The following is a 24,181-nucleotide window of genomic DNA, read 5'->3' as shown; positions in this document are numbered from 1 at the left end:
TGGGCGCGGGGGAGCAGGCCCTGCCGTGGCGCCGGACCCCGGACACCCGCACGGTGGAGCCCGCCGCCGGCGACGCGCTCGTGGTGCTGCGGCAGAACGCCAACGCCGGCTGGCGCGCCTCGCAGGAGGGGGTCGACCTGACCCCGGTGGTCGTCGACGGCTGGCAGCAGGGCTGGCTGCTCCCCGACGCCGCGGCCCCCTCCGCGACCGCTGGAACGGCGACGGGAACGGCCACGGGAACGACCACCGGAACGGCCACGGGAGCGGATCCCGAGGCCGCCCCGGTCGAGGCGGTGTTCGCACCCGACCGCGCCTACCGCACCGGTCTGCTGGCCGGGCTGGTCGGGCTGGTGGCGCTGCTCGTCCTCGTGCTGCTCGGCCGACGCCGCGGGTGGCCCGACGACGCCGCACCGCTGACCGACCGCCGGGTGCCGGGCGCCCTGCTGGCCGGCGTCGGGCTGCTCGGCGCGGGCGCCGTGGCCGGCTGGCCCGGCGTGGTCGTGGCGGCCGTCGTCACGGTGCTCGTGCGGGGTGCGGCCGGGCTGCTGGAGCGCCGAGGGGCGGGTGACGCGCTCGCCTGGGCGGTCGCCGTGCCCGTCCTCGTCGTCGCCGGCGCCTACGCCGTGACGCCCTGGGGCAGCAGCGACGGGTGGGCCGGCGAGGCGGCGTGGCCGGTCTACCTGATGCTGGTGCCGCTGGTGGGGCTGCTCGTCGCCGGACCGGAGGGGGTGCGGCTCCCCGGCCGGCTCGCCGAGCGGCTCCCCACGAGTCCGCGCAGGCGCATCGCCGGGCGCTCGACGAGGCGGTAGGACGCCTCCGCCGCCACCAGCGACAGCGCGAGGGTCAGCAGCCACAGCGGCACGCCGTGGCCCTCGAAGAGCTCCCATGGCGTCGCCCACATCACCAGGTGCAGCAGCGGCAGGTGCAGGCAGAAGATCCCGAAGGAGATCCAGCCCAGCCGCCGGGCGGCGGGGTGGGAGAGCGCCCGGGCGTAGCGGCTGGCGGGGTCGGCGAAGACCCCGGTCACCACGACCAGCAGCCCGACCACGGCGTAGAGCAGGCTCTTGGTCAGCGACTGCCCCGGCGTCGGGGCGTCGAGCATCGAGGGTCCGGCCACCGGGGTCGCGGCGACGAGCAGCAGGCCGGCCACCAGGGCCCAGCAGCTCCCCGGCTGGCGGCCCAGCGCGACCAGCGGCGCGGTGAGGCGCTCCCACGCGCCCCGCTCGTGCAGCACGTGGGCCAGCGCGAGCAGCAGGCCGAGCGCGAACCACGACAGGTACGCCGGCAGCCACTGCAGCGGGGCGCCGTCGGTGTGGGGGCCCACCCGGGTCGCGCCGTCGAGGTGCCACCAGGCGGTGACCACGACGAGCGCCGCGATGCCGACCAGGACCCGGGCCGGGCGCAGGCCGCGGGCCGCCCGCACCCGGCGACGGCCCAGCAGCGCGACCATGAGGGCCGGCAGCGCGAGGTAGAAGGTGACCTCGACCGCCAGGCTCCACATGTGGGTCAGCCCGCCCGGCAGCAGCGGGGAGCGGAAGGTGTCGAGCATGAGGAGCGTGGCGACCCGGTCACCCCACGAGAGGTCGGCGTTGCTGCGCACGAACGCCAGGGCGAGGGCCGCGGTCACGACGTAGAGCGGGGCGATCCGCAGGAAGCGCTTCCACAGGTAGTCCGGTGTCGCCGGCGTCGGCCTGCGGTCGGCCGTGGCGGCCAGCCAGGGGCGGGCGAGCAGGAAGCCGGAGAGGACGAAGAAGAGCGCGACGCCGACGTCGAGCCGGGCCAGCAGCGTGCCCCAGAACCCGTTGCCGGTGTAGTCGCCGGACCAGAAGGCGACGTGGGTGGTGAGCACGCACAGCGCGCCCACGGCGCGCAGCGCGTCGAGCGCCGCGAAGTCGGGGCCGCTGCGCGCCGGCGGGGGCACGAGCGAGCCCTGGGGGAGCGCGGGGGCCGCGGCGGTCGCGCTGCGGGCCCCCGTGGCGGCCCCGGAGTCGGCCCCGGAGTCGGCCCCGGAGTCGGCCCCGGGCTCGAGCCGGGCGTGCGACGGTGTGCTCACAACGGACCTCCTGCGACGGCTGTGCCCACCTCCACGACGTCGACGCACATCGTGGTCCCCGGCGACAGCCCGTCCAGGGTGACAGACGACACCGCGGAGGTCACCTCGACGTAGAGGCTGCCCAGGCCGGCGTCGACCGGCGCCTCGACGGTGCGGTCGCCGACCTCGACGGTGACGGTGTCGGCGGCCGACGACAGGTAGCCGACCCGCACCCACCAGGTGTAGTCGAAGGCCGTGTCGTCGAGCGGCACGGTGCGGGAACGACCCTCGCGCACGGCCCACCCGCAGTCGGGCCGCGGCCCCTCCTCGGCCACGGCCACGGGGTCGATGACGGCGCGCCGCGGGCGCCCCTGGGCGTCGAGGGCGACGAGGCGGTCGGTGACCGAGGGGAAGCGCGCGTTGTCGACCACCACGGGCAGCAGCCTGACCGTCGTGTTGAACGGGTACAGGTAGCCGGGCACCACCTCGTCGGGCACCACGGTGTCGGCCACGTCGACGGCTCCGAGACCGGCGAACTCGGCCTGGGTCGTGCGGAGGTACGTCTCGCCGGGGTTGTCGGTGTGCCAGATGCGGGCGTAGAGCACCGAGCTCACCACCCCGGCCACCACCACCGCGACGGTGGCGACGGTGAGGACCCGTGGCCCCACGCCCACCAGCAGCAGCGGGGTGTCCCGCGGCCAGCTCGAGCCGGGCGCCCCGGCCAGGGGCAGGACGGCGAGACCCAGGCACAGCACGGCGGCGCAGGCCACGTCGCTGAGGTAGCGGTACTCCAGCCCCGCCACCTCTCCGACGACGGGCGCCCGGGTGACCAGCAGCAGCACGTAGGAGGCGGCCGCGTAGGCGGCCAGCAGCGCCCAGGCCCGGGCCGCCCCGGTGCGCCGGAGCACGACGAAGAGACCGCCGAGCGCCAGGGCGACCCAGGCGAGGTGCACGAGCAGGTCGGGCGGATCGGCCAGCCCTGCGGGCGGGTTGACGTCGCTCCAGCGCCACGGACCGCCCAGCAGCCCGGTGGACAGCGACCGGCCGAGCATCGTCTCCGCCAGTCCGCCGGCAACCGAGCCCGAGGTCTCCTCGGCCAGCGAGGGCACCCGCAGCAGGTAGTGCACGAGGTAGGCCACCGCCAGGGCGGTGCAGGCGACCAGGGCGGGCCAGAAGCGACGGGCCAGCACCCGCGCACGTCGCGCCGGACCGCCCTCGGCGAACCACCCGAGCGCGTACGCGGCGAGCATCGGCAGCAGGACCAGCGCCTTGACGTAGCCCAGCAGGCCGAAGGACAGCGCCACCAGCGTCACGAGGAGCCAGCGCAGCCGCCCGGTGCGCAGGTAGCAGGTCCAGGCGGCGACCGAGGAGAAGAACGCGACCTGCAGCGGCAGCGCGTTCAGGCTGGCCGCCCACCACATGGCGGCCGGCAGGGTCATGGCGCTGGAGAGGTAGAGGGCGAGCAGGGGCACGACCGCCCAGCGGGCCCCGAAGAGCACGACCAGCATCCAGACGCACGCCGCCGCGGCCAGCAGGTGCAGCAGCAGGGTGGTCGTGGCGGCGAGGGCCCAGTCGACGTCGCCGCCGGTGGTGACCACCCAGGCGAGGAACCGGCCGAGCGGCATGAACTGGCTGTCGTAGGGCTCCAGCAGCAGGCCCGCACCGAGGCCCGAGCGCTCGGCGTCGTCGAGCATCTGGAGGTCGTCGAGGTAGAACCAGCTCGGGTAGAGCGCCCACGCCCGCAGGGCCAGGTGCGCCGCCACCAGGATCGCGCACGCGCCGAGGACGAGGGGGCGCGCGCCGGCGGCCGGCGGCCGGTCGCCGCGCGCGGGAGGTGCGGGAGGTGTCGACACCGCTGCGTCGTCCGAGGTCGTGCGGGTCGACGACGACGGCTGGTCTGGCACGCCGGCGAGTCTCGCACAGGCGCGCCGCGGGCCACCGATTCCTACTGTTCGGTAACAGCCTGTGACGGGAGGCACACTTCGTCCTCCGGATGGGTTACGGTTCGCCGATCGATCTTTCTGGGAGGGAAGTGGATGAAGATTCTGGGACGGGTCCTCGTGGGCCTGGGGGCATTCCTGGTGGTGGCGGCCGTGGTCGCCCTCACGTGGGCACCGGGGGCCGTGAAGCGCACCCCCGTCGACGTCGACTCGGTGACGGTGCTGAGCGGTGAGGCGGCGCGCCTCGACACGGCCACCAACGAGCTGGGCGCGGCGGAGCCGATCTACGCCCTCAGCATCACCAAGAGCGACAGCGAGGCCTCGAGCGACGACACCGCGGTGTTCTTCAACCGCTCCTGCGCCGTCTACGGCACCGAGGCCACCGAGGAGTGCCCGGCCTTCGACGACGAGTCGGTGCTGTCGGGTGCCGACGACTTCTTCGCCACCGACCGCACGACCGCCGAGTCGGTCGAGTCCGACGAGCTGCCGGCGCAGGCCGCGGCCCACGAGGGCGTCGTCAACAAGTGGCCCTTCGACGCGGAGAAGACCACCTACACCTACTTCGACAGCGTGACCGGCGAGGGCGTCGACGCGGTCTACGACCGCACCGAGGACGTCATGGGCCTCGAGACCTACGTCTACCGCGTGGAGATCCAGGACGCGCCGATCGTGGTCAGCGCGCTGCTCGAGCTCAACGGCACCTACGACGACGTCAAGGAGATCTACGTCGACCCGCGCACGGGCGCGATCATCCACCAGACCGACGACCAGCAGCGCTACCTCGACGACGGCACGCAGGCCCTCGACCTGCAGCTGGCCTTCACCGAGGACCAGCAGGCGACCAACGTCGCCGACGCCGAGGAGAACATCGCGAGCCTCGACCTCATCACCCGCACCGTGCCGATCGTCGGCTTCGTCGGCGGCGGCCTGCTGCTCGTCGCCGGCGCCGTGCTCCTGCTGCGCGCGCGCCCGCGCACCGCGGGCACGGCCAGCACGACGCACCGCGACAGGACGCCCGCCGGTCGCTGACCGGTCTTGCGGACCCGTCGCGGGCCGCACCCGCACCACCAGCAGGCCCCGGACCACGCGGTCCGGGGCCTGTCGGCGTCACGGGCCGTCACGGGCCTCGACGGTGCGGGCTCAGCGCAGGTCGCAGGCGAAGATCGCGGTGCCCGGGGTCCAGCGGCCGCGGGTGGCCGACCAGCCGCCCCAGACCCGGTCGTGGTGCTCGGGCCACTCCGGCTCCACGAGCCGCACGATCGCGAAGCCGTGACCGGCCAGCACCCCCACCCAGTCGCCGAGGGTGCGGTGGTGCTCGACGTACGACACCTCGCCGCTGGCGTCGTCGACCTCGACGTAGGGCGTGCGGTCCCAGTAGGACTGCGACGCGACCAGGCCGGCCTCGCCGGGGTCGTCGGGGAACATCCAGCGCGTCGGGTGGGTGATGGAGAAGGCGAAGCGGCCCCCCGGTCGCAGCACCCGCGCGGTCTCGGCCACGGCCCGGTCGAGGTCGCGCACGAACTGCAGCGCCCCGAAGGAGGAGAACACGGCGTCGAAGGAGGCGTCGGCGAAGGGGAGGTGGGTGGCGGTCGCCTGCACCGAGGGCACGACCACGCCGGTGCCCTCGTCGATGCGCCGCGAGTGCTGGAGCTGGCGGTAGGACAGGTCGACGCCGAAGGAGCGTCCGCCCTGGTCGCGCACCCAGCGGCTGCACTGCCCGGCGCCCGAGCCGACCTCGAGCACGTCGCGGCCCGCCACCGGGCCGAGCACGCCGACCTCGGCCTCGGTCAGGCCCTCCGGACCCCACACGAAGCCGGCGTCGCCGAGGAACTCCCCGTGGGTGGCCTGGTAGTCGTCGGCGTAGCGGTCCCAGTCGGGGCCGTTGGCGCGCCGCGACTCCTCCTCGCCGACGTCGCGGCGCTCCACCCGCACCGGCGGGAGGGGCGGGTGGGAGCGGGAGTCGGGCGCCTGGTCGGGCTGCGGCGGCAGAGCGCTCACGGTGCGAGCGGCATCGGCTTGCGCCGCCCGGGCAGGCGGCCGGCCAGGTCGCCCAGCGGGCCGACGGCCCGCCCGAGCGCGTCGGCCGACTCGGCCAGCGCCGGCACGATCCGGGCGAGCTCCACCAGGCGCGGCTGGATCCCCTCGAGCGTGGCGCCGAGCGCCACGAGCTGGTCGAGGGTGCCGCCGTCGGCGATGAGCTTCTCGACGAAGCCGTCCTCGGTGAGCATCCGGTCGGCCAGCCCGCCCGGTCGCAGCACCTGGTCGAGCACCCCGTCGGCGGCGGTGAGGCGGTCGAGCGCGCCGCCGGTCTGCAGCAGCCGGTCGAGCACGCCCTCGTGGGCGATGAGCTGGTCGAGCGCGCCGCCCTCGGCGAGCAGCCGCTCGAGCGCCCCGTCGGGGGCCAGCAGCCGCTCGACCGGGCCCTCGGGTCCGAGCAGCCGCTCCAGCCCGCCGTCGGCGGCGGTGAGCCGGGCCAGCGGGCCCTCGTCGGCCAGCAGCCGGTCGAGCAGGCCGTCGCGCTCGAGCAGCCGGGCGACCGGGCGACCGGGCTCCATCAGCTCGTTGACGGTGCGGGCCAGCCGCATCGGGCCGTCCTCGTCGGTGAGCAGCTCCACCAGCTGCTGGGCGTAGCCGTGCTCGCCGATGACCCGCAGCACCAGGTCGGCGTAGCCACCCGGGCGGCGCACGGGCCCGTCGGGAGCCGCGAGACGACCCAGCTGGAGCGTGGTCTGGGTGGCGGCCACCCCGACCCGCACGGGGAGCATGGCCGCCCCGCCGAGCACGCCCAGCACGCCGCCGAGGTCGCGGGGCACCTCCCGCGGCAGGCCCGCGGGCCAGCCCGGCGTCGGCCGACCCGGCGCCGGTCGGCGCGGGGAGCGGGGGGCGGGGCGGTCGGGCACGTCGGGACTCACGGGTTCACCGTACGGCGCAGCGCCGTCGCGCGGAGGCCGTGGCAGCATCCTGGCCATGACGGTGCCCCCCTCCGAGCACGCCCCCGAGCACGCCACCGAGCACGCCGGCGCCCCCGGCGATCTCGCGGCGGGCCTCCGACCGCTCGAGGGCGGCTTCTCCGGGGAGACCTTCCTGGCCGAGACCGGGGGTGAGCGCTCGGTCGTGCGGATCTACGCCGGCGGCCGGGGGCCGGTCGCGCCGTCGGTCGACGCGGCGGTGCTGCGGCTGGCGCGCGGCACGGTGCCGGTGCCGCAGGTGCTCGAGGTCAGGCACGGCGACCCCGACCGCGGGCTGCCGGGCCTGCTGGTCACCTCCTTCCTGCCGGGCACGCGCGGCGACCTGGTCCTGCGCCGCGCCGACCCGCTGGCCGACCCGCTGGCCGACCCGCTGGCCGGGTCAGCGGGGACGGGCGCCGAGGTCGCCTCCGACGAGGCGTTGGCCGCCCTGGGCGAGGAGCTCGGCGCGGCGCTGGCTCGGCTGGCGGGGATCCGGATGCTGCGCTGGGGCCCCTTCGTCGACGCCGACCTCAGCGTCGGGGTGCACGAGCCGCCCTACGACGTCGACGGCCTGCCGGCGCTGGTGGAGGTCTACGCCGACCGCCTCGACCACCTCACGCCGGCGGAGTGGACGGGCCTGCGCGCCGCCGCCGACGACGCCCAGGCGGCGCTCGACGCCGTCGAGGGGGTGTGTCTCGTCCACAGCGACGCCAACCCCAAGAACCTGCTCCTCGACCCCGCCCGCCCGGCCGGCGAGCGGCTCACCGGCCTCGTCGACTGGGAGTACGCCCACGCGGGGCTGCCCTTCACCGACCTGGGCAACCTCGTGCGCCACCACCGGGCCCCGGTCTTCCAGGACGCCGCCGTCGCGACGTACGCCGACGCCCTGGGCGTCGGCGTGCAGGAGGCCCTGGTGCTCGCCCGGGCCGCCGACCTCGGGGCGCTGGTCGACCTCGCCTCGCGACGCGGCGACAACCCCGCCGCCGCGCGCGCCGACGTCCTGCTCCGCGCGATCGCCCGAGCCGGCGACGCGGCGGCCGACGAGCCCGCGGGCTGAGCCCCGCCGAGGGCGTGTCGGCACAGGGGTGCGGGTTGGACTGCCACGCGCGCCGCGGCGTAGTCTGGCTAGGCGCCTGAAGTCTGCCTGCGTCCCAGACGGAGTGGACCCTCGCTCGCTACCACGCCCAGCCGCCTCGCCCACCGCGTCGCGATCGCCCCGGGCACCGATCCACCGGTAGTGAAACCCGACCTCGGGCGTGCCCGCACGACTTCTGCCCATCCAAGGAAACACTTCCCTTATGACGAGCACCATCTCCATTCTTCCCGACTACGACGCGCCTCAGGTCGCGATCAACGACATCGGGTCGGAAGAGGACTTCCTCGCCGCCATCGACGCGACGATCAAGTACTTCAACGACGGCGACATCGTCGCCGGCACCATCGTGAAGGTCGACCGCGACGAGGTCCTGCTGGACATCGGCTACAAGACCGAGGGCGTCATCCCCTCGCGTGAGCTGTCGATCAAGCACGACGTCGACCCCGCCGAGGTCGTCTCGGTCGGCGACGAGGTCGAGGCCCTGGTCCTCCAGAAGGAGGACAAGGAAGGCCGCCTGATCCTGTCCAAGAAGCGCGCCCAGTACGAGCGCGCCTGGGGCACCATCGAGCAGGTCAAGGAGGAGGACGGCGTCGTCGAGGGCACCGTCATCGAGGTCGTCAAGGGCGGCCTCATCCTCGACATCGGCCTGCGCGGCTTCCTGCCGGCCTCCCTCGTGGAGATGCGTCGCGTCCGCGACCTGCAGCCCTACGTCGGCCAGACCCTCGAGGCCAAGATCATCGAGCTCGACAAGAACCGCAACAACGTGGTCCTGTCGCGCCGTGCCTGGCTCGAGCAGACCCAGTCGGAGGTCCGCCACGGCTTCCTGACCCAGCTGCAGAAGGGTCAGATCCGCAAGGGCGTCGTCTCCTCGATCGTCAACTTCGGTGCGTTCGTGGACCTCGGCGGCGTCGACGGTCTGGTGCACGTCTCGGAGCTGTCCTGGAAGCACATCGACCACCCCTCCGAGGTCGTGGCCGTGGGCGACGAGGTCACCGTCGAGGTGCTCGACGTCGACATGGACCGCGAGCGTGTCTCCCTGTCGCTCAAGGCGACGCAGGAGGACCCGTGGCAGCACTTCGCCCGGACCCACCAGATCGGTCAGATCGTGCCCGGCAAGGTCACCAAGCTGGTGCCCTTCGGCTCGTTCGTCCGCGTCGAGGAGGGCATCGAGGGCCTGGTGCACATCTCCGAGCTCGCCGAGCGTCACGTCGAGATCCCCGAGCAGGTCGTCCAGGTCAACGACGACGTCATGGTCAAGATCATCGACATCGACCTCGAGCGTCGTCGCATCTCGCTGTCGCTCAAGCAGGCCAACGAGACCGCCGCGGCCGCCGACGTGGAGGAGTTCGACCCGACCCTCTACGGCATGACCGCGACCTACGACGAGCAGGGCAACTACGTCTACCCCGAGGGCTTCGACCCCGAGACGGGCGAGTGGCTCGAGGGCTTCGACGAGCAGCGTGCGGTCTGGGAGGAGCAGTACGCCAAGGCGCACGCTCGCTGGGAGGCCCACGTCAAGCAGCAGGCCGAGGCCAAGGTGGCCGAGGTCGAGGCCGGCGAGGCCACGTCGTACTCCTCGGGCTCGACCGAGGACGAGACGGAGTCCGAGGGCGGTTCGCTGGCCTCCGACGAGGCGCTCCAGGCCCTGCGCGAGAAGCTCACCGGCGGCGCGAGCTGACCTGCAGCATCCCGTAGCACCCGCACCACGCAGCACCCCGCACGACGCCCGAGGGCCCGGTCACCGAGAGGTGGCCGGGCCCTCGTGGCGTCGGCGGGCGGGGCTGGTACTTTGCCGCCCATGATGGTCTCCCACGAGGCGCGCGTGCTCTTCGTCCACGTGCAGAAGACCGGCGGGTCGACCATCGACTCGATGCTCCAGGCGGTGCTGCCCGACGTCGCCTACGTGCGCGACCTGCCGCAGGGCCGCCACGCCCAGCTGGGTCCGGCGCTCAGGCAGCACCCCGAGCTCGCCGACTACTGGATCTTCGGCTTCGTGCGCAACCCGTGGGCCCGGCTGCTGTCGTGGCACTCCATGATCAAGCGCAACGAGCGGTACGTCGCCGAGGGCAACGCCAAGGCCGCCGAGCGGCTCGCGGGCAACCGGCTGTGGCGCCTGGTGCAGGAGCGCTACCCCGACTTCGAGTCGTTCGTGATGGAGGGACTCGACCGGCAGGGGCAGCTCAACAGCCCCCAGATCGCCTACCTGCGCACCAAGCAGCGCACGGCCGACTTCATCGGTCGCCAGGAGAGCTTCGAGGCCGACCTGCGCACCGTGCTCGACCGTCTCGGCGCCGAGTGGCCCACCGAGATCCCGCGGTTGAACTCCGGCACCCCCACCGACTACCGCGAGCGCTACACCGACGCGATGCGCGACAAGGTCGCCGAGGTCTTCGCCCGCGACCTCAAGCGCTTCGGCTACGAGTTCTGAGGTGCGCGTCGGACTGACCGGGGGCGTGGCCTCGGGCAAGAGCACGGTCTCCGGCCTGCTGCGCGAGCTGGGCGCCGTCGTCATCGACGCCGACCAGCTCGCCCGCGAGGTGGTCGAGCGGGGCACCCCGGGGCTGGCCCGGGTGGTCGAGGAGTTCGGCGAGGGAGTGCTGACCCCCGAGGGCGACCTCGACCGGCCGGCGATGGGGCGGCTGGTGTTCGGCGACGAGCAGGCGCGGCGTCGTCTCGAGGCGATCGTGCACCCGCTGGTCTTCGAGCGCTACGCCGAGGCCGAGGCGGCCGCGGGGCCCGACGACCTGGTCGTCCACGACATCCCGCTGCTGGTGGAGTCGGGGCGCGCCGGCGACTTCGACGCCGTGGTCGTCGTCGACGCCCCGCGTGAGCTCCAGCTCGAGCGCATGGTCGGCGACCGCGGCTGGACCCGGGAGGACGCCGAGTCGCGCATCGCCGCCCAGGCCACCCGCGAGCAGCGGCGCGCGGTGGCGACGTACGTCGTGGACAACACCGGCTCGCTGGAGGACCTGCGCGCCCGGGTGGCCGAGGTGCACGCGCGTCTGGTCGCCGGGTGAGACGCCGCGCTGCGGGGACGCGGCGGGCGCGGCGGTAGCCTCGCAGGTCGACGACGAGGAGGTCGACATGGTGGCGAGCCGATCGGCGCGCGAGCGCAAGGCCAGCGCGGAGGGTGGTGCCCTGGCGCTGGTGAGGATCGAGGTGGGAGCCGACGAGGCCTTCGTCTACAAGATCAGCTGCGTGCGCTGCTCGACCACGACGGCGAAGGGCACCCGGGCCTGGTGGACCTTCCGTCCCGGCGAGGACAACGGCTACCTCGCGGCCATGGACCGCTGGACCTTCCACCTCACCGAGCGTCACCCCGAGGCCGAGGCGCCCTGCCTGGCCTACCTGGAGGCCGCGCAGCAGCGGCTCCAGGAGCGTCGCGACGCCCGCGGCGGCTCCTAGCGGGCCCGCGGCACCTCCGGGACGCACGAGAGCCCCCGCCCGAGGGGCGGGGGCTCTCGTCGGTCGTGCGTGCGGTCAGGCGGCCGAGCCGGCGGCCAGGTCGGGGTCGGCGAAGCGGCGCAGCTTCTGCAGCGCCTCCCGCTCCAGCTGGCGGACCCGCTCGGCGGAGATGCCGTGCTTGGCGCCGATGTCGGCCAGCTTGTGCTGGCGTCCGTCGGTGAGGCCGTAGCGCGAGCGGATGATGTCGGCGGCCCGGTCGTCCAGGTGCCCGACGAGGGCGTTGAGACGGTCGCGCGACTCGGTGTCGAGGACGGTCAGGTCGGGACCGGGGGAGGTCTCCTGGGCCATCAGGTCACCGAGGCTGGTGTCGCCGTCCTCGTCGACGGGGGTGTCGAGGCTGACGTGCTCGCGGCCCCACGACATGAGGTCGAGCACGCGATCGACGTCCATGCCGAGCTCGGCGGCGATCTCGGCCGGCTCGGGGTCACGACCCAGCTGGCGCTCCAGGGTCCGGCGCGCGCCGCCGACCTGGTTGAGCTCCTCCACGACGTGCACGGGCAGGCGCACGACGCGCGCCTGCTGCGCGATGCCGCGGGTGATGGCCTGGCGCACCCACCACGTGGCGTAGGTCGAGAACTTGTAGCCCTTGGTGTAGTCGAACTTCTCGACCGCCCGGATGAGGCCGGTGTTGCCCTCCTGGATCAGGTCGAGCATCGGCATCTGGGCCCGGCCGTACTTGCGGGCGATCGACACGACGAGACGCAGGTTGGCGGTGATGAAGGTGTCCACCGCCTTGCGACCCTGCTCGGCCAGCCACTCCAGCTCCTCGGCGTTGGCCGAGAGGGGGGCGCCGCCCTTGCGACGGCCGATGCGGCCCTGAGCGAGGAGGTGCTCGGCCATCAACCCCGCCTCGATCGTCTTCGACAGCTCCACCTCCGTGGCGGCGTCGAGGAGCGCGTTCCGGGCGATCTCGTCGAGGTAGAGGCCCACGCTGTCGCGGCCCTCGATCTCTCGGGTGGTCGATGTGGCCCGGGTGCGGGTGGCGGTGCTGCCGGTGCTGCTAGCCATCGGGACCCTCTCCTTCTGCTCGTGGGCGCAGTCGGTGCGTCTCACGTCGTGTTCAACGCCCACCGTGGCCGGAGGATTCCGGTCCTTCGCGGTGGGCCTTCACCCAGCACGACGCTCGGCGACCACCGAGAGTTGCGTGACCAGTCAACTCTCAGCCACTTCTCAGAACCTCACCCCCAAGGACCGGTCGGCCGCCGGTCCGGGCGCCGTCCGGCGGCCCACCGCGCCCGGACGGCGCCCCTCACCCGCTCACCGGGGTGTGGTGCCGGCCAGCCCCATCCGGTCCAGGATCCACGCCAGGGTGAAGGCCCGGTCGTGCCACGACTTGTAGCGCCCGGAGACCCCGCCGTGGCCCCCGGCCATCTCGGTGCGCAGCAGCACGTCGGGGCGGGAGTCGGGCCCGGTGGCCCGCAGCTTGGCCACCCACTTGGCGGGCTCGACGTAGAGCACCCGGGTGTCGTGCAGCGAGGTCTCGGCGAGGATCGGGGGGTAGGCCTGGTCGCCCACGTTGTCGTAGGGCGCGTAGGAGGCCATGTAGGCGTAGACCTCCGGGTCGGCCTCGGGGTTGCCCCACTCGTCGTACTCGGTGACCGTCAGCGGCAGGGTGGCGTCGAGCATCGTGGTGAGGGCGTCGACGAAGGGCACGCCCGCGACGATGCCGCCGAAGAGCTCGGGGGCCTGGTTGGCCACGGCGCCCATGAGCATGCCGCCGGCGCTGGCACCCTCCGCGACCAGGGTGTCGGGGGTGGCCCAGCCGGTGTCGACCAGGTGGCGGGCGCAGGCCACGAAGTCGGAGAAGGTGTTCTTCTTCGTGGTCGTCTTGCCCTGGTCGTACCACCGCCGGCCCATCTCGCCGCCGCCGCGCACGTGGGCGATGGCGAAGGCCGCGCCCCGGTCCAGCAGCGAGAGGCGCGCCACCGAGAAGTAGGGGTCGATGGAGGCCTCGTAGGAGCCGTAGCCGTAGAGCAGGGTCGGCACCGGTCGGGTGCCGCCGCCGTCGTCCTCACGCGCGCCGATGCGGCACACGACCGAGATCGGCACCTGCTCGCCGTCGTCGGCGGTGGCCCACAGCCGGTGCTCCTCGTAGTCGGCGGGGTCGTAGCCGCCGAGCACCGGGGTACGGCGCAGCAGGGTGAGCTCGCGGGTGCGCACGTCGTAGTCGTAGACCGACGACGGCACGGCCAGGGTGGTGTAGCCGATGCGCACGACCGGCTGGGCGAAGCCGGGGTTGCCGCCCGAGCCGACGGTGTAGACCGGCTCGTCGAACTCCACGAGGTAGTCCTCGCCCACGCCCCCGGGGCCGAGCTCGAGGATGCGCAGCTGGGTCAGGCCGTTGCTGCGCTGGTGGACCACGAGGTGGCCGGCGAAGGCGTCGACGTCCTCCAGGCGCACGCTCGGGTCGTGGGCGATGAGCGGGGTCCAGCCGCTGGCGGGCGTCGGGGCCAGGGGCGCGGTGGCCAGCTCGAAGTCGGGGCCGGTGGCGTTGTGGGTGACCAGGAAGAGGTCCTCACCGGCGATGACGGCGTGGTCGAGGGAGTACTCCACGTCCTCGACGCGCTCGGCGAAGACCTGCCAGGCGGCCTCGGGCGTGCCGGGCTCGGCGTGGGTGTCGAGGTAGCGGTACTCGCTGGTGGTCTTGGAGCCCACCGCGACCACCAGGAAGCGCTCGGAGCGGGTGCGCCCGACCCCGGTGAAGAAGCGCCCGTCGGTCTCGTGGTGGACCAGCTCGTCGTCGGCCTGGGCCGTGCCGAGGCGGTGGCGCCACACCTTGTCGGGGCGCCAGGACTCGTCGACGGTGGAGTAGAGGCAGTCGACGCCGTTGGGGTGCCAGGTCACCCCGCCCATGACACCGGTCAGCTCGTCGTCGAGCAGGTCGCCGGTCGTGAGGTCCTTGAAGCGCACCGTGTAGCGCTCGTCGCCGACGGTGTCGACGGCGTAGCCGAGCAGGCGCCCGTCGAGGCTGACGGCCGAGCCGCCGAGGGAGAAGAACTCGTGGCCCTCCGCGAGCGCGTTGAGGTCGAGCAGCACCTCCTCGCCGGGCAGGGCCGGCTCGTCGGGGGCGCAGTCCTCGGCCGGCTGCGGCGGCGTCCAGTCGTCGGGGTCGGTGACCGGCACGCGGCAGCTCGCGCCGTACTCACGGCCCTCGAAGGAGCGGGCGTAGTACCAGTGACCCCGGTTGCGGGTGGGCACCGACAGGTCGGTCTCGCGGGTGCGCGCCTTGATCTCGTCGAAGACCTGCTGCCGCAGGTCGCCCAGGTGGGCCGTGCGCGCCCGGGTCCAGGCGTTCTCGGCCTCGAGGTAGCCGGTGACGTCGTCGGACTCCTTCTCCCGCAGCCACTCGTAGTCGTCGGTGCGCGTGAGCCCGTGGATCTCGCGGCTGGTGGGGCGTCGGTCGGCCACCGGCGGGGCCGAGGGGGCCGCCGGGGCCTCGGCGTCGGGGGTGGCGGTGCCGGACGGTGCGGCGGAGGACTCAGACATGCAGCCGACCCTAGCCAGCGCTCCGGCGGCGCGACCGGCCACGGGTCGGTAGCGTCGCGACGTGCCCGTGGACCTGAACGCCGACCTCGGCGAGGAGATCACCGACGACGCCGCGCTGCTAGGTGTCGTGACCAGCGCCAACGTCGCCTGCGGCTACCACGCCGGCTCCGCCGCGATCATGCGCGCCGTGTGCGAGCAGGCCGTGGCCGCCGGGGTGGCGGTGGGGGCCCAGGTGTCGTACGACGACCGGGCCCGCTTCGGGCGCGTGGCCCTCGACGTCGAGCCCGACGTGCTGCGCGAGCAGGTCGCCGACCAGGTGGGGCTGCTGGCGGGGGTCGCTCGGGCCGCCGGCACCCGGGTCACCTACGTCAAGCCCCACGGCGCGCTCTACCACCGCACCCTCGACGACGCCTCGCAGGCCGCGGCGGTGCTGGCGGGGTCGGTCACCGACGACGGTGCCCTGCCCGTGCTCGGCATGCCCGGGGTGCTGCTCGACCTCGCGCGCGACGGCGGGCGGCGCACCGTGCTCGAGGGCTTCCCCGACCGCGGCTACACCCCTGCCGGGCGGCTGGTGCCGCGCTCCGAGCCGGGGGCGGTGCTCGACGACGACGCCCTCGTGGCGGCGCGGGCGGTCACGCTCGCGACCCGGGGGAGCGGCGCGCTCGTGGGGCGGCCGGTCGCACGCGGGGTGGAGTCGGTGTGCGTGCACGGGGACCACCCCGGGGCGGTCGAGCGGGCCCGGCGGGTCCGTGCGGCCCTGGAGGCGGCCGGTCTCGTCCTGCGACCCTTCGCCCCGCCGGGCGCCGTCGACGGGCGCACCGGGTGAGCCGGCGGGGCGACGGGCGGGGAGACGGGCGGGGAGACGGGCGGGGAGACGGGCGGGGAGACGGGCGGGGAGACGGGCGGGGAGACGGGCGAGGAGACGGGCGAGGAGACGGGCGAGGGAGCGGCGCGGCGGGGGGCTCCGCCACCGAGCGTGCGGTCGGCGACGGAGTGCTCGGTGACCCCGGGAGCGACCTCGTGGGTGCGCGCCGGGTGCTGCCCTACGGCGCGCACGCCCTCCTCGTGGAGGTGGGCGGCGCCGGTGCCGCAGCCGCGCTGGCCTCGTGGCTGCGGGCGCTGCGCCTGCCCGTGGCCGACGTGGTGCCGGCCGCTGCCACCGTGCTCGTCGACGGGCTGGCCGACGCCGCCGCCCACGCTGCGGTGCGCGACGCGGTCGCGCGCTGGCGCCCCACGGGCCGGGCGACCGACGGGCCGCTCGTGGTCCTCGAGGTCGACTACGACGGCGAGGACCTCGCCGACGTCGCCGCCCTGTGGGGCTGCTCGGTGCAGGAGGCGGTCGCGCGCCACTCCGCCCTCGAGCTCACGGCCGCCTTCTGCGGCTTCGCCCCGGGCTTCTCCTACCTCGTCGGGCTGCCCGCCGAGCTCGCGGTGCCGCGCCTGGCCACCCCCCGCACCAGGGTGCCGGCCGGGTCGGTGGCGCTGGCCGACCGCTGGTGCGGGGTCTACCCCACCGCCTCGCCGGGCGGCTGGCGGCTGATCGGTCGCACCGACGCCGTGCTGTGGGACCCCGACCGGCTCGACCCGGGCCCGGCGCTGCTGGCCCCGGGGACGCGGGTGAGGTTCGTGGCGCGGTGAGGGGTGGGGCGGTCGGCGTGGGTCCGGGGCGGACGTCATGCGAGTGGTGGATGCGCATCCACCTTCTGCATGACGTCTGCTGGCATGACCTCTCCTGGCACGACGTCCCCGGGCACGCGGGTGGGCCTTGTGACGCGGTGAGGGGTGGCGCGGTGGGCGTGGGTCCGGGGCGGACGTCATGCGAGTGGTGGATGCGCATCCACCTTCCGCATGACGTCTCCGGGCATGACCTCTCCTGGCACGACGACCCCAGGCACGCGGGTGGGCTTCGTGGCGCGGTGAGGGGTGGGGTGGTCGGCGTGGGTCCGGGGTGGACGTCATGCGGATCGTGGATGCGCATCCACCCTTCGCATGACACTCCGGGGCGCGACGTCCCCGGGCGTCGCGGCCGCAGCGGGTGCGCGTGACCGGGGACGTCACGCGGCCGGCGGCCGGGGGTCCCGCGGGTCACGTGGAGGTGCTCGACCCCGGGCCGCTGACCCTGGTGCAGGACCGCGGCCGTCCCGGGCACGCCCATCTCGGGGTGCCGCGCGCCGGGGCCCTCGACCCCGCGGCCGCCGCGCTCGCCGGGCGACTGGTGGGCAACGGGCCCGGCGACGCCGTGCTCGAGGTGCTGCTCGGCGGCCTGGTGCTGCGGTGGGGCCCGGTCGGGGCGTGGGTGGCCGTCACCGGCGCCCCCGTCACGGTCTCGGTCGACGGCCGCGCCCGGTCGACCGGCCGCGCGGAGTGGGTGCCGGCGGGCGCGACGCTGCGCCTGGGCCCGCCGCCGGTCGGGCTGCGCTCGTGGGTGGCCGTCGCCGGCGGGATCGCGACCGACCCCGTGCTCGGCTCACGCTCGCGCGACACCCTGGCCGGGGTCGGTCCGGCCCCGCTGGCGCCCGGCGACGTGCTGCCGCTCGGCCCGCGGCAGGCCCCTCCGGCCCCGGTGGTGGTGCCGCCCGGTCCGGCGTACGACGGGGCGCTGGGGGTCTCCGAGGGGCCGCGGGCCGACTGGCTCGGCCGCGCGGGGTGGGAGCGGCTGCTGGCCACGCCGTGGCGGGTCGGCGGTGGCTCCGACCGGGTGGGGCTGCGGCTGGAGGGCGAGCCGCTCGCGCGGGCGCGCGAGGGCGAGCTGGCCAGCGAGGGGGTGGTGCTCGGCGCGGTGCAGCTGCCTCCCGACGGCCGGCCGGTGGTGTTCCTGGCCGACCACCCCACGACCGGCGGCTACCCGGTGGTCGCCGTGGTGGTGGCCGAGCACGTGGCCCGCTGCGCCCAGCTCAGGCCCGGGGACCCGGTGCGTCTGGTGGCGCGCTGAGGCCGCCGGCGTCATCGCCTGTGTCCTCCCCGACCTCTCCGACCTCCCCGTCGTCGCCCGTGCTGTCGGCGGCACTCTCGCCCGCGACGTCGGTGCTCCCGTCCGCGTCGGTCGTCGTGTCGAGCGCGGCGAGCCCGGCGAGCCCGGCGGGCTCGGCGGGCTCGGCGGGATCGGCGGGCTCGGGCGGCAGCCAGGCGTGCAGCTGCGGGTCGTCGGCGGCGTAGGAGCGCACCGGGCCGGCGGGGGTCTCGGCGGTCTCGAAGCGCACGGTGACGACGCCGCGCCCCGAGCCCCACACCCAGCCGCGGCCCATCTCGTCGTGCTCGACGTCGAGCCCCGGGGGCCAGGTCTCGCGGCGCCGCATGGTCGGCAGATCGACAGGCGCCTCGGGCTCGGGCTCGGCGTCGGTGCCGCCGAAGAGGTCCTCCTGCACCCAGTCGGCCAGTCCGGAGACTCCGACGCCGAGCAGGCGCACGCCGCCGCTGAGGTCGGCGCTGGCGAGCAGGTCGCCGAGCAGGGAGCGGGCGACCCGGGCGATGGTGCCGGCGGTGTCGGTGGGGGAGGGCAGGGTGCTCGAGCGGTTGACCGTGGTGAAGTCGTGCAGCCGCACCTTGATCGTGATCGTGCGACCCGACAGCCCGTGCTTGACCAGCCGGGCGGCCACCTCGCCGGCCTGGCGGGTGAGCAGCCCCTCCATCAGCCGGCGGTCGGTGAGGTCGGTGTCGTAGGTGCCCTCGACGCTGACCGACTTGGCCTCGCGCTCCGCGACCACGGGGCGGTCGTCGAGGGCCCTGGCCAGGTGCCACAGGCCGGTGCCGTGGGAGCGGCCCACGATCCGCACGAGCTCCTCGGCGCTGACCGCCTCGAGGTCGGCGACGGTGACGATGCCGGCGCGGCGCAGCCGCTCCGCCGTGGCCGGCCCGACGCCCGGGATCACCGTGGCCTTCATCGGGCGCAGCAGCTCCTGCTCGGTGCCGGGCGCCACCACCGTCAGCCCGTCGGGCTTGTCGAGGTCGCTGGCGACCTTGGCGATGAACTTGCTGGTGCCCAGCCCCACCGAGGCCGTCAGGCCGCCGGTCGCCGCCGAGACCTCCCGGCGCAGCCGCTGGGCGAAGGCGGTGACGGTGGGCGTCTCGAGGTCGGGCAGGTCGGCGCGCTCGAGGTCGACGAAGGCCTCGTCGAGCGAGAGCGGCTCCACCAGCGGGGACACCGCGCGCAGCAGGCCCATGACCACGCCGCTGGCCTCGCGGTAGGCGTGGAAGCGCCCGGTGAGGAAGGCGGCGTGCGGGCACCGCGAGCGCGCCTCGCGGGTCGACATCGCCGAGTGCACCCCGAAGACCCGGGCCTCGTAGGACGCGGTCGACACCACGCCCCGGCCCCCGACGCCGCCGACCACGACGGGCTTGCCACGCAGGGACGGCTTGTCGCGCTGCTCGACCGAGGCGAAGAAGGCGTCGAGGTCCAGGTGGAGGACCGAGGCCTGGGCACGCACGTCGGCAACGTACCCGCCGGCCCCGTCCTCGCCCGCGACGACACGGGAGCAGGGGCACCGCGCCGGCCGCCGCTCGTGCGCCCCGGCGCGCCCGGGCCCCGAGCGCTCCCTCCCCGGAGGCGGCCCCCGGTCGGGGATCCCGCACCGAGGACCACGAGTCGTCCACCGCGACCCGTGCGCCCGACCCTCTCCACAGGCCTCGCGGTGCGCCCGGCGCGTGCGGCTGCGGCGGGGGAGCGTCGTGCCATGACCACGACTCCCGGTGCTCCCGGGTCCCCCCGCCCCGTCCCGTCCACACCGCGCGCCCCGGCCGCCACGGCCCCGCTGGTCGCCCGCACCCCCGAGGACGTCCTCGCCATGGTGCCGGCGGTGCTCGGCTTCACCCCGACGCAGTCAGTCGCCATGCTCACGCTCGGGGCCGCGCGGGCCTTCCACGCGCGCGTCGACCTGCCCACCGCGGCCCAGCTGGCCCAGGAGCCGGACGGCCTGACCGAGATGGTCGACCTGCTCCGGCAGCCGTGCGTGCGCCACCGGGTGCGTGCCGTGCTGCTGGTCGTCTTCAGCGACGACGAGCACACCGCGCTCGCCGCGCGTCGCGCCCTCGTGCCGGCCTTCCGGGGGAGCGGCATGGAGGTGGTCGACGTGCTGCGCGCCGACGGCCGCCGCTGGTGGCCGATGCTGCGCCGTCACCCGGGAGCGCCGCCCTGGGGAGTGCCGTACGACGTCAGCGAGCACCCGTTCGTGGCGCAGACCGTGCTCGCGGGCAAGGTCACCCACCCCACCCGCGAGGACCTCGACCGCTCCCTCGACCCCGGCCCGGCCGAGGTCGCGGCCCACGCCCGGGTCGCGTGCCTGGTGGCCCAGGGGCCGCTCGCCCCGCGAGGCGACACCCCGGCGGAGCCGGTCGAGGCGATGGCGCTGCGCGACCTGCTGCTCGACCACCACGTCGACGGCACGCTGCCCGACCCCGAGGAGGTCGCCCGGCTGCTGCTCGCGCTGCGCAGCCCGCGGCTGCGCGACCTGGCCTGCGCGCTGGTCGAGCGCCGCGAGGCCGCCGCGTGGGCCGAGCTGTGGCGCGGGGTCCTGCGGCTCACGCCGCCCGAGCTCGTCGTCGGTCCCGCCACCGTCACCGCGTTCTGCGCCTGGCTCGCGGGGGAGGGGGCGCTGGCCTGGTGCGCCCTCGACCGTGCGCTGGCCGTCGACCCCGACCACTCCTTCGCCGGTCTGGTCGGCGGGCTGCTGACGGCCGCGGTGCCGCCGGCGGCGTGGGACGCGCCGGGCGGCCCGGGCCGCTCCGACCTGATCGCCCTCCTCGAGGAGATCGAGGAGCTCGAGGAGCTCGACCGACGAGGGGAGCTCGACGACGACCCCGGCGCGGGCCGCGACCACGGCTGGTAGGACGGGCCCGGCCGCAGGCGGCCCAGCCGTGGTCCCCTCCGCCATCCGCGTCCTCCCGGCGACGCGCGCAGCTGCGGGCCGACGACGTGGGCGGGTGCCGTCGGCGGGGTGACGTCGGCGGGGTGACGTCGGCGGGGTGACGTCGGCGGGGTGAGGCGGCCGGCCGCCGGGGGCCCTAGGGTCGCGGCATGGGCGAAGAGGTGGAGGCGCAGGAGTTCTCGCGCGCAGACCGGACCAGGCACCGCGAGAAGGTGCGCCGCTGCCTCGACGTGTTCGCACGCATGCTGCGCGAGGCGCGCTTCGACACCGACGACCCGATGACCGGGCTCGAGGTCGAGCTCAACCTCGTCGACGACCGCGGCGACCCGGCGCTGAAGAACGCCGAGGCCCTCGAGGCGATCGCCGACCCCGACTTCCAGACCGAGCTGGGCCAGTTCAACATCGAGATCAACGTGCCCCCGGCCCGGCTGCGCGAGGGCGGGCTGCGCACCTTCGAGGACACGCTGCGCACCAGCCTCAACGAGGCCGAGCGCCGCTCCTCGCAGGTGGGGGCCCACCTGGTGATGATCGGCATCCTGCCCACCCTGGCCGAGGGCCACATGGGCATGCACAGCATCAGCTCCAACCCCCGCTACCGCCTGCTCAGCGACCAGATCCTCCACGCCCGCGGCGAGGACCTGACCATCGAGATCGCCGGGGCCACCGAGCGGCTCGACACCACCTCCGACTCGATCCTCCCGGAGGCGGCCTGCACCTCCACGCAGTTCCACGTGCAGACCTCGCCCGACCAGTTCGCGGCCTACTGGAACGCCTCGCAGGCCATCGCCGGCGTGCAGGTGGCGACCGCGGCCAACGCGCCCTACCTGCTGGGCAAGGAGCTGTGGCGCGAGACCCGCATCCCCCTCTTCGAGCAGGCCACCGACACCCGCAGCGAGGAGCTCAAGGCCCAGGGGGTGCGCCCGCGCGTGTGGTTCGGCGAGCGGTGGATCACCACGGTCTTCGACCTCTTCGAGGAGAACGTCCGCTACTTCCCGGCCCTGCTCCCCGTCACCGAGGAGGAGGACCCGCTCGAGGTGCTCGAGGCCGGCGGCACCCCCGCCCTCGCCGAGCTGCGGCTGCACAACGGCACCATCTACCGGTGGAACCGTCCGGTCTACGACGTCGCCGACGGGGTGCCGCACCTGCGCGTCGAGAACCGGCTGCTCGCGGCCGGGCCCACCGTCGCCGACACCGTCGCCAATGCCGCCTTCTACTTCGGTCTCGTGCGCGCCCTCGCCGAGAGCGAGCGGCCGCTGTGGTCGCAGATGTCGTTCAGCGCCGCGGAGGAGAACTTCCACGCCGCCGCCCAGCAGGGCATCGACGCCCAGATCTACTGGCCCGGCGTCGGACAGGTGCAGGCCACCGAGCTCGTGCTGCGCCGGCTGCTCCCGCTGGCCCACCAGGGCCTCGAGGCGTGGGGGGTGGAGGCCGCCGACCGCGACCGCTTCCTCGGGATCATCGAGCAGCGCTGCCTGACCGGCGTCAACGGCGCGCAGTGGTTCGCCGCGCGCATGGCCGAGCGCGCGGGGGAGGACCGCTACGACGCGCTGCGCGCGGTGCTCCTCGACTACACCGAGCGGATGCACACCAACGAGCCGGTGCACACCTGGACCTGAGCGCGGCCCGGTCGGGTGTCGCGCCGCCCGTGCCTCACCGCACCCGCAGGCGCCGCCAGCTCCGCCCCACCCCGCTGCGGGGGTCGCGCCAGGCGGTGCGGCTGACCACCACCATCACCAGCGGCAGCTCCGCCTCCGCGTAGGCCGCCCGGGCCGCGGCCAGCCACGCGAGGTCGACGTCCTGGAGGGCGAGGTCGCCCAGCCGCACCAGCCACACCACCGGCGCCGTGGGGGCCGTGGGCGCCGCCTCGCCCCGGCCGTGCCGCGTCCGGCCCGCCGCGGCCATGAGATCCGCGCGGCGCACCATGGCCGCCACCACGTCGGAGCGCAGCGCCGGGTCGAGGTCGGGGTCGTCGGTCCGCGGCACGAAGAGCGCGGTCGGCCCGCCCGGCACGCCCACGTGCAGGACGGGTGGGCGCACCCGGGTCGGGCCCGAGAGCGCCACGTCGAGCACGGCGCGTCGCAGCAGGGCCTCCAGCCCGGGCGCGAGCGGCTCGGTGAGACCGCACGCGTCGCCGGGGCCGAGGGCGCGACGTACGGGGGGGTGGGGCACCGCCCCAGGGTGCCCGCCGGGATCGCCCGGCGCGCCTCGTCGTCCACAGGCTCCCGGAGCGCGCGCGGATCGGTTAAGTTGCCCGGAGACGATCGACCCGACGACGAGTCGGTCGAGCCGACGACGAAGGAGTGCCGATGGGGACCGTGGTGGTCGGATACGTGGCGAAGGCCGAGGGCGAGGCCGCCCTCGACAAGGCGATCGAGGAGGCCACGCTGCGCGGCAAGAAGCTCGTGGTGGTCAACTCCCACCGCGGCGGCGCCGAGTTCGACGAGCACGCCTCCACCAAGGCCGAGGCCGACATGGACGCCGTGCGCGCGCGCCTGGAGGCCTCCGGCGTGGAGTTCGACCTGCGCCAGCTGGTGCGCGGGTTCGAGCCCGCCGAGGACCTCATCAGCATCGCTGAGGCCAACGACGCCGAGCTGCTGGTCATCGGCCTGCGCCGCCGCTCGCCCGTGGGCAAGCTGATCCTGGGCAGCAACGCCCAGCGGATCCTGCTCGACGCCCACTGCCCGGTGCTCGCGGTCAAGGCCGACTGAGCCGGCTCCCCGCCGGCGCGGCTGGCCCGTCGCGGGGCCCTGGGACAGGATGGCGCCATGGCCATCCACATCACCGGCGACGACGCCGCCGACCAGGTGCTCTCCGACGACCCCTTCGCGCTGCTCGTGGGCATGATGCTCGACCAGCAGTACCCGATGGAGCACGCCTTCCGTGGCCCGGCGAAGGTGCTGGAGCGCTTCGGCAGCCTCGACCCGTCGCGCATCGCCGCGGCCGACCCGGAGGAGTTCGCGGCGCTGTGCGCCCAGCCGCCGGCCATCCACCGCTTCCCCGGGTCCATGGCCTCGCGGCTGCAGGAGCTGGCCCGCATCGTCGAGGACACCTACGACGGCCACGCCGAGCGGCTGTGGACCGAGGCCGCCGACGGACGCGACTTCCTCAAGCGGATGACCGCCCTGCCGGGCTTCGGCAAGCAGAAGGCGCAGATCTTCGTCGCACTCGTGGCCAAGCAGCTCGACGTGCGCCCCGAGGGGTGGGAGAAGGTCGTGGGCGACTACGCCCACGAGGGCTACCGCTCCGTCGCCGACGTCGTCGACCCCGCCTCGCTGCAGAAGGTGCGCGAGCACAAGAAGGAGATGAAGGCCGCGGCCAAGGCGAAGGCCGGCGGCTGACGGCCCTCGCGCCGC

Annotated in this window: 21 protein-coding genes; 13 read left to right on the top strand and 8 right to left on the bottom strand. The window is 75.0% G+C overall.

Annotated features, from left to right (window positions below; translation table 11 throughout):
• Nucleotides 1–676 precede the first annotated feature (676 nt).
• Both LPA27_RS10635 and LPA27_RS10630 read right to left on the bottom strand, forming a co-directional pair.
• Nucleotides 677–2,053 (bottom strand): acyltransferase family protein, encoded by a 1,377-nt coding sequence (locus LPA27_RS10635; RefSeq protein WP_228942399.1) that lies wholly within the window; start codon nucleotides 2,051–2,053, stop codon nucleotides 677–679.
• Nucleotides 2,050–3,936 (bottom strand): hypothetical protein, encoded by a 1,887-nt coding sequence (locus LPA27_RS10630; RefSeq protein WP_228942398.1) that lies wholly within the window; start codon nucleotides 3,934–3,936, stop codon nucleotides 2,050–2,052. The genes LPA27_RS10635 and LPA27_RS10630 overlap by 4 nt, the downstream gene beginning before the upstream one ends.
• Nucleotides 3,937–4,068: 132 nt before the next feature.
• On the opposite strand from LPA27_RS10630, the gene LPA27_RS10625 reads away from it, so the two are divergent.
• Complete coding sequence (locus LPA27_RS10625) at nucleotides 4,069–5,001, top strand: DUF3068 domain-containing protein (protein WP_082499945.1); 933 nt, start codon at nucleotides 4,069–4,071, stop codon at nucleotides 4,999–5,001.
• A 111-nt stretch (nucleotides 5,002–5,112) separates the two neighbouring features.
• On the opposite strand, the gene LPA27_RS10620 is transcribed toward LPA27_RS10625, so the two are convergent.
• Both LPA27_RS10620 and LPA27_RS10615 read right to left on the bottom strand, forming a co-directional pair.
• Nucleotides 5,113–5,970 (bottom strand): class I SAM-dependent methyltransferase, encoded by an 858-nt coding sequence (locus tag LPA27_RS10620; protein WP_324251254.1) that lies wholly within the window; start codon nucleotides 5,968–5,970, stop codon nucleotides 5,113–5,115.
• On the bottom strand, nucleotides 5,967–6,884 hold the full coding sequence (locus LPA27_RS10615; RefSeq protein WP_056904488.1) for a hypothetical protein: 918 nt from the start codon (nucleotides 6,882–6,884) through the stop codon (nucleotides 5,967–5,969). Before LPA27_RS10615 ends, LPA27_RS10620 begins: the two co-directional genes overlap by 4 nt.
• A 55-nt stretch (nucleotides 6,885–6,939) precedes the next feature.
• Here LPA27_RS10615 and LPA27_RS10610 point away from each other — a divergent pair, with 55 nt between their 5' ends.
• From LPA27_RS10610 to LPA27_RS10590, 5 genes are all read left to right on the top strand, one after another.
• Nucleotides 6,940–7,977, top strand: a complete 1,038-nt coding sequence (locus LPA27_RS10610; RefSeq protein ID WP_228942397.1) for a phosphotransferase — start codon at nucleotides 6,940–6,942, stop codon at nucleotides 7,975–7,977.
• A gap of 241 nt (nucleotides 7,978–8,218) precedes the next feature.
• Entirely contained in the window at nucleotides 8,219–9,694 is a 1,476-nt protein-coding gene (gene rpsA / locus LPA27_RS10605) for a 30S ribosomal protein S1 (RefSeq protein WP_056862554.1), read from the top strand.
• Between the two features lie 120 nt (nucleotides 9,695–9,814).
• Entirely contained in the window at nucleotides 9,815–10,444 is a 630-nt protein-coding gene (locus LPA27_RS10600; protein WP_056862555.1) for a sulfotransferase family 2 domain-containing protein, read from the top strand.
• 1 nt (nucleotide 10,445) lies between these two features.
• The gene (gene coaE / locus LPA27_RS10595; RefSeq protein WP_056862556.1) at nucleotides 10,446–11,033 is read left to right on the top strand and encodes a dephospho-CoA kinase; all 588 of its coding nucleotides are present in this window, start codon (nucleotides 10,446–10,448) and stop codon (nucleotides 11,031–11,033) included.
• A gap of 67 nt (nucleotides 11,034–11,100) precedes the next feature.
• On the top strand, nucleotides 11,101–11,421 hold the full coding sequence (locus tag LPA27_RS10590; protein ID WP_228942396.1) for a hypothetical protein: 321 nt from the start codon (nucleotides 11,101–11,103) through the stop codon (nucleotides 11,419–11,421).
• A 75-nt stretch (nucleotides 11,422–11,496) separates the two neighbouring features.
• Here LPA27_RS10590 and LPA27_RS10585 read toward each other — a convergent pair whose 3' ends face one another.
• Nucleotides 11,497–12,489: a sigma-70 family RNA polymerase sigma factor gene (locus LPA27_RS10585; RefSeq protein WP_228942395.1), complete on the bottom strand. Its 993-nt coding sequence runs from the start codon at nucleotides 12,487–12,489 to the stop codon at nucleotides 11,497–11,499.
• A gap of 249 nt (nucleotides 12,490–12,738) precedes the next feature.
• Nucleotides 12,739–14,967 carry a S9 family peptidase gene (locus LPA27_RS10580; protein ID WP_228942394.1) on the bottom strand — a complete coding sequence of 743 codons (2,229 nt, stop codon included), beginning with the start codon at nucleotides 14,965–14,967 and terminating at the stop codon, nucleotides 12,739–12,741.
• Nucleotides 14,968–15,028: 61 nt separating this feature from the next.
• Between LPA27_RS10580 and pxpA the strand changes: the two genes are divergently transcribed.
• The 3 genes from pxpA (at nucleotide 15,029) to LPA27_RS10565 (ending at nucleotide 17,899) form a co-directional block, all read left to right on the top strand.
• On the top strand, nucleotides 15,029–15,793 hold the full coding sequence (pxpA, locus tag LPA27_RS10575) for a 5-oxoprolinase subunit PxpA (protein ID WP_228942393.1): 765 nt from the start codon (nucleotides 15,029–15,031) through the stop codon (nucleotides 15,791–15,793).
• 167 nt (nucleotides 15,794–15,960) lie between these two features.
• Nucleotides 15,961–16,605: a 5-oxoprolinase subunit B family protein gene (locus LPA27_RS10570; RefSeq protein WP_228942392.1), complete on the top strand. Its 645-nt coding sequence runs from the start codon at nucleotides 15,961–15,963 to the stop codon at nucleotides 16,603–16,605.
• Nucleotides 16,606–17,008: 403 nt separating this feature from the next.
• The gene (locus tag LPA27_RS10565) at nucleotides 17,009–17,899 is read left to right on the top strand and encodes a biotin-dependent carboxyltransferase family protein (RefSeq protein WP_228942391.1); all 891 of its coding nucleotides are present in this window, start codon (nucleotides 17,009–17,011) and stop codon (nucleotides 17,897–17,899) included.
• Here the strand turns inward: LPA27_RS10565 and LPA27_RS10560 are convergent.
• The gene (locus LPA27_RS10560; protein ID WP_228942390.1) at nucleotides 17,862–19,391 is read right to left on the bottom strand and encodes a DNA polymerase IV; all 1,530 of its coding nucleotides are present in this window, start codon (nucleotides 19,389–19,391) and stop codon (nucleotides 17,862–17,864) included. The genes LPA27_RS10565 and LPA27_RS10560 overlap by 38 nt on opposite strands.
• Nucleotides 19,392–19,637: 246 nt before the next feature.
• Here LPA27_RS10560 and LPA27_RS10555 point away from each other — a divergent pair, with 246 nt between their 5' ends.
• A complete protein-coding gene (locus LPA27_RS10555; protein ID WP_228942389.1) occupies nucleotides 19,638–20,789 on the top strand; it encodes a DUF4192 domain-containing protein in 1,152 nt (383 codons plus the stop codon).
• A gap of 188 nt (nucleotides 20,790–20,977) precedes the next feature.
• On the top strand, nucleotides 20,978–22,444 hold the full coding sequence (locus LPA27_RS10550) for a hypothetical protein (RefSeq protein ID WP_056862562.1): 1,467 nt from the start codon (nucleotides 20,978–20,980) through the stop codon (nucleotides 22,442–22,444).
• Nucleotides 22,445–22,478: 34 nt separating this feature from the next.
• Here the strand turns inward: LPA27_RS10550 and LPA27_RS10545 are convergent, their stop codons facing one another.
• Nucleotides 22,479–22,997 carry a hypothetical protein gene (locus LPA27_RS10545; RefSeq protein WP_228942388.1) on the bottom strand — a complete coding sequence of 173 codons (519 nt, stop codon included), beginning with the start codon at nucleotides 22,995–22,997 and terminating at the stop codon, nucleotides 22,479–22,481.
• Between the two features lie 137 nt (nucleotides 22,998–23,134).
• Here LPA27_RS10545 and LPA27_RS10540 point away from each other — a divergent pair, with 137 nt between their 5' ends.
• Nucleotides 23,135–23,536 carry a universal stress protein gene (locus tag LPA27_RS10540; protein ID WP_056862564.1) on the top strand — a complete coding sequence of 134 codons (402 nt, stop codon included), beginning with the start codon at nucleotides 23,135–23,137 and terminating at the stop codon, nucleotides 23,534–23,536.
• 57 nt (nucleotides 23,537–23,593) lie between these two features.
• Nucleotides 23,594–24,166, top strand: coding sequence for an HhH-GPD-type base excision DNA repair protein (locus LPA27_RS10535; protein ID WP_056904480.1), 573 nt, complete (start codon nucleotides 23,594–23,596; stop codon nucleotides 24,164–24,166).
• The last annotated feature ends 15 nt before the right edge of the window (nucleotides 24,167–24,181 follow it).

Source organism: Nocardioides sp. Leaf374 (genome assembly GCF_916862475.1).
GTDB classification, from domain to species: Bacteria; Actinomycetota; Actinomycetes; order Propionibacteriales; family Nocardioidaceae; genus Nocardioides; species Nocardioides kribbensis.
Note: the sequence above shows the minus strand (reverse complement) of the source record. Positions and strands in the feature narration are given on the sequence as shown.

Excerpts from the sequence above, each read along its gene's own strand:
- LPA27_RS10625 (WP_082499945.1), top strand. The coding sequence starts at position 4,069 with ATGAAGATTCTGGGACGGGTCCTCGTGGGCCTGGGGGCATTCCTGGTG.
- LPA27_RS10610 (WP_228942397.1), top strand. The coding sequence starts at position 6,940 with ATGACGGTGCCCCCCTCCGAGCACGCCCCCGAGCACGCCACCGAGCAC.
- rpsA (WP_056862554.1), top strand. The coding sequence starts at position 8,219 with ATGACGAGCACCATCTCCATTCTTCCCGACTACGACGCGCCTCAGGTC.
- LPA27_RS10600 (WP_056862555.1), top strand. The coding sequence starts at position 9,815 with ATGATGGTCTCCCACGAGGCGCGCGTGCTCTTCGTCCACGTGCAGAAG.
- LPA27_RS10590 (WP_228942396.1), top strand. The coding sequence starts at position 11,101 with ATGGTGGCGAGCCGATCGGCGCGCGAGCGCAAGGCCAGCGCGGAGGGT.
- LPA27_RS10585 (WP_228942395.1), bottom strand. The coding sequence starts at position 12,489 with ATGGCTAGCAGCACCGGCAGCACCGCCACCCGCACCCGGGCCACATCG.
- LPA27_RS10580 (WP_228942394.1), bottom strand. The coding sequence starts at position 14,967 with ATGTCTGAGTCCTCCGCCGCACCGTCCGGCACCGCCACCCCCGACGCC.
- LPA27_RS10555 (WP_228942389.1), top strand. The coding sequence starts at position 19,638 with ATGACCACGACTCCCGGTGCTCCCGGGTCCCCCCGCCCCGTCCCGTCC.
- LPA27_RS10550 (WP_056862562.1), top strand. The coding sequence starts at position 20,978 with ATGGGCGAAGAGGTGGAGGCGCAGGAGTTCTCGCGCGCAGACCGGACC.
- LPA27_RS10540 (WP_056862564.1), top strand. The coding sequence starts at position 23,135 with ATGGGGACCGTGGTGGTCGGATACGTGGCGAAGGCCGAGGGCGAGGCC.
- LPA27_RS10535 (WP_056904480.1), top strand. The coding sequence starts at position 23,594 with ATGGCCATCCACATCACCGGCGACGACGCCGCCGACCAGGTGCTCTCC.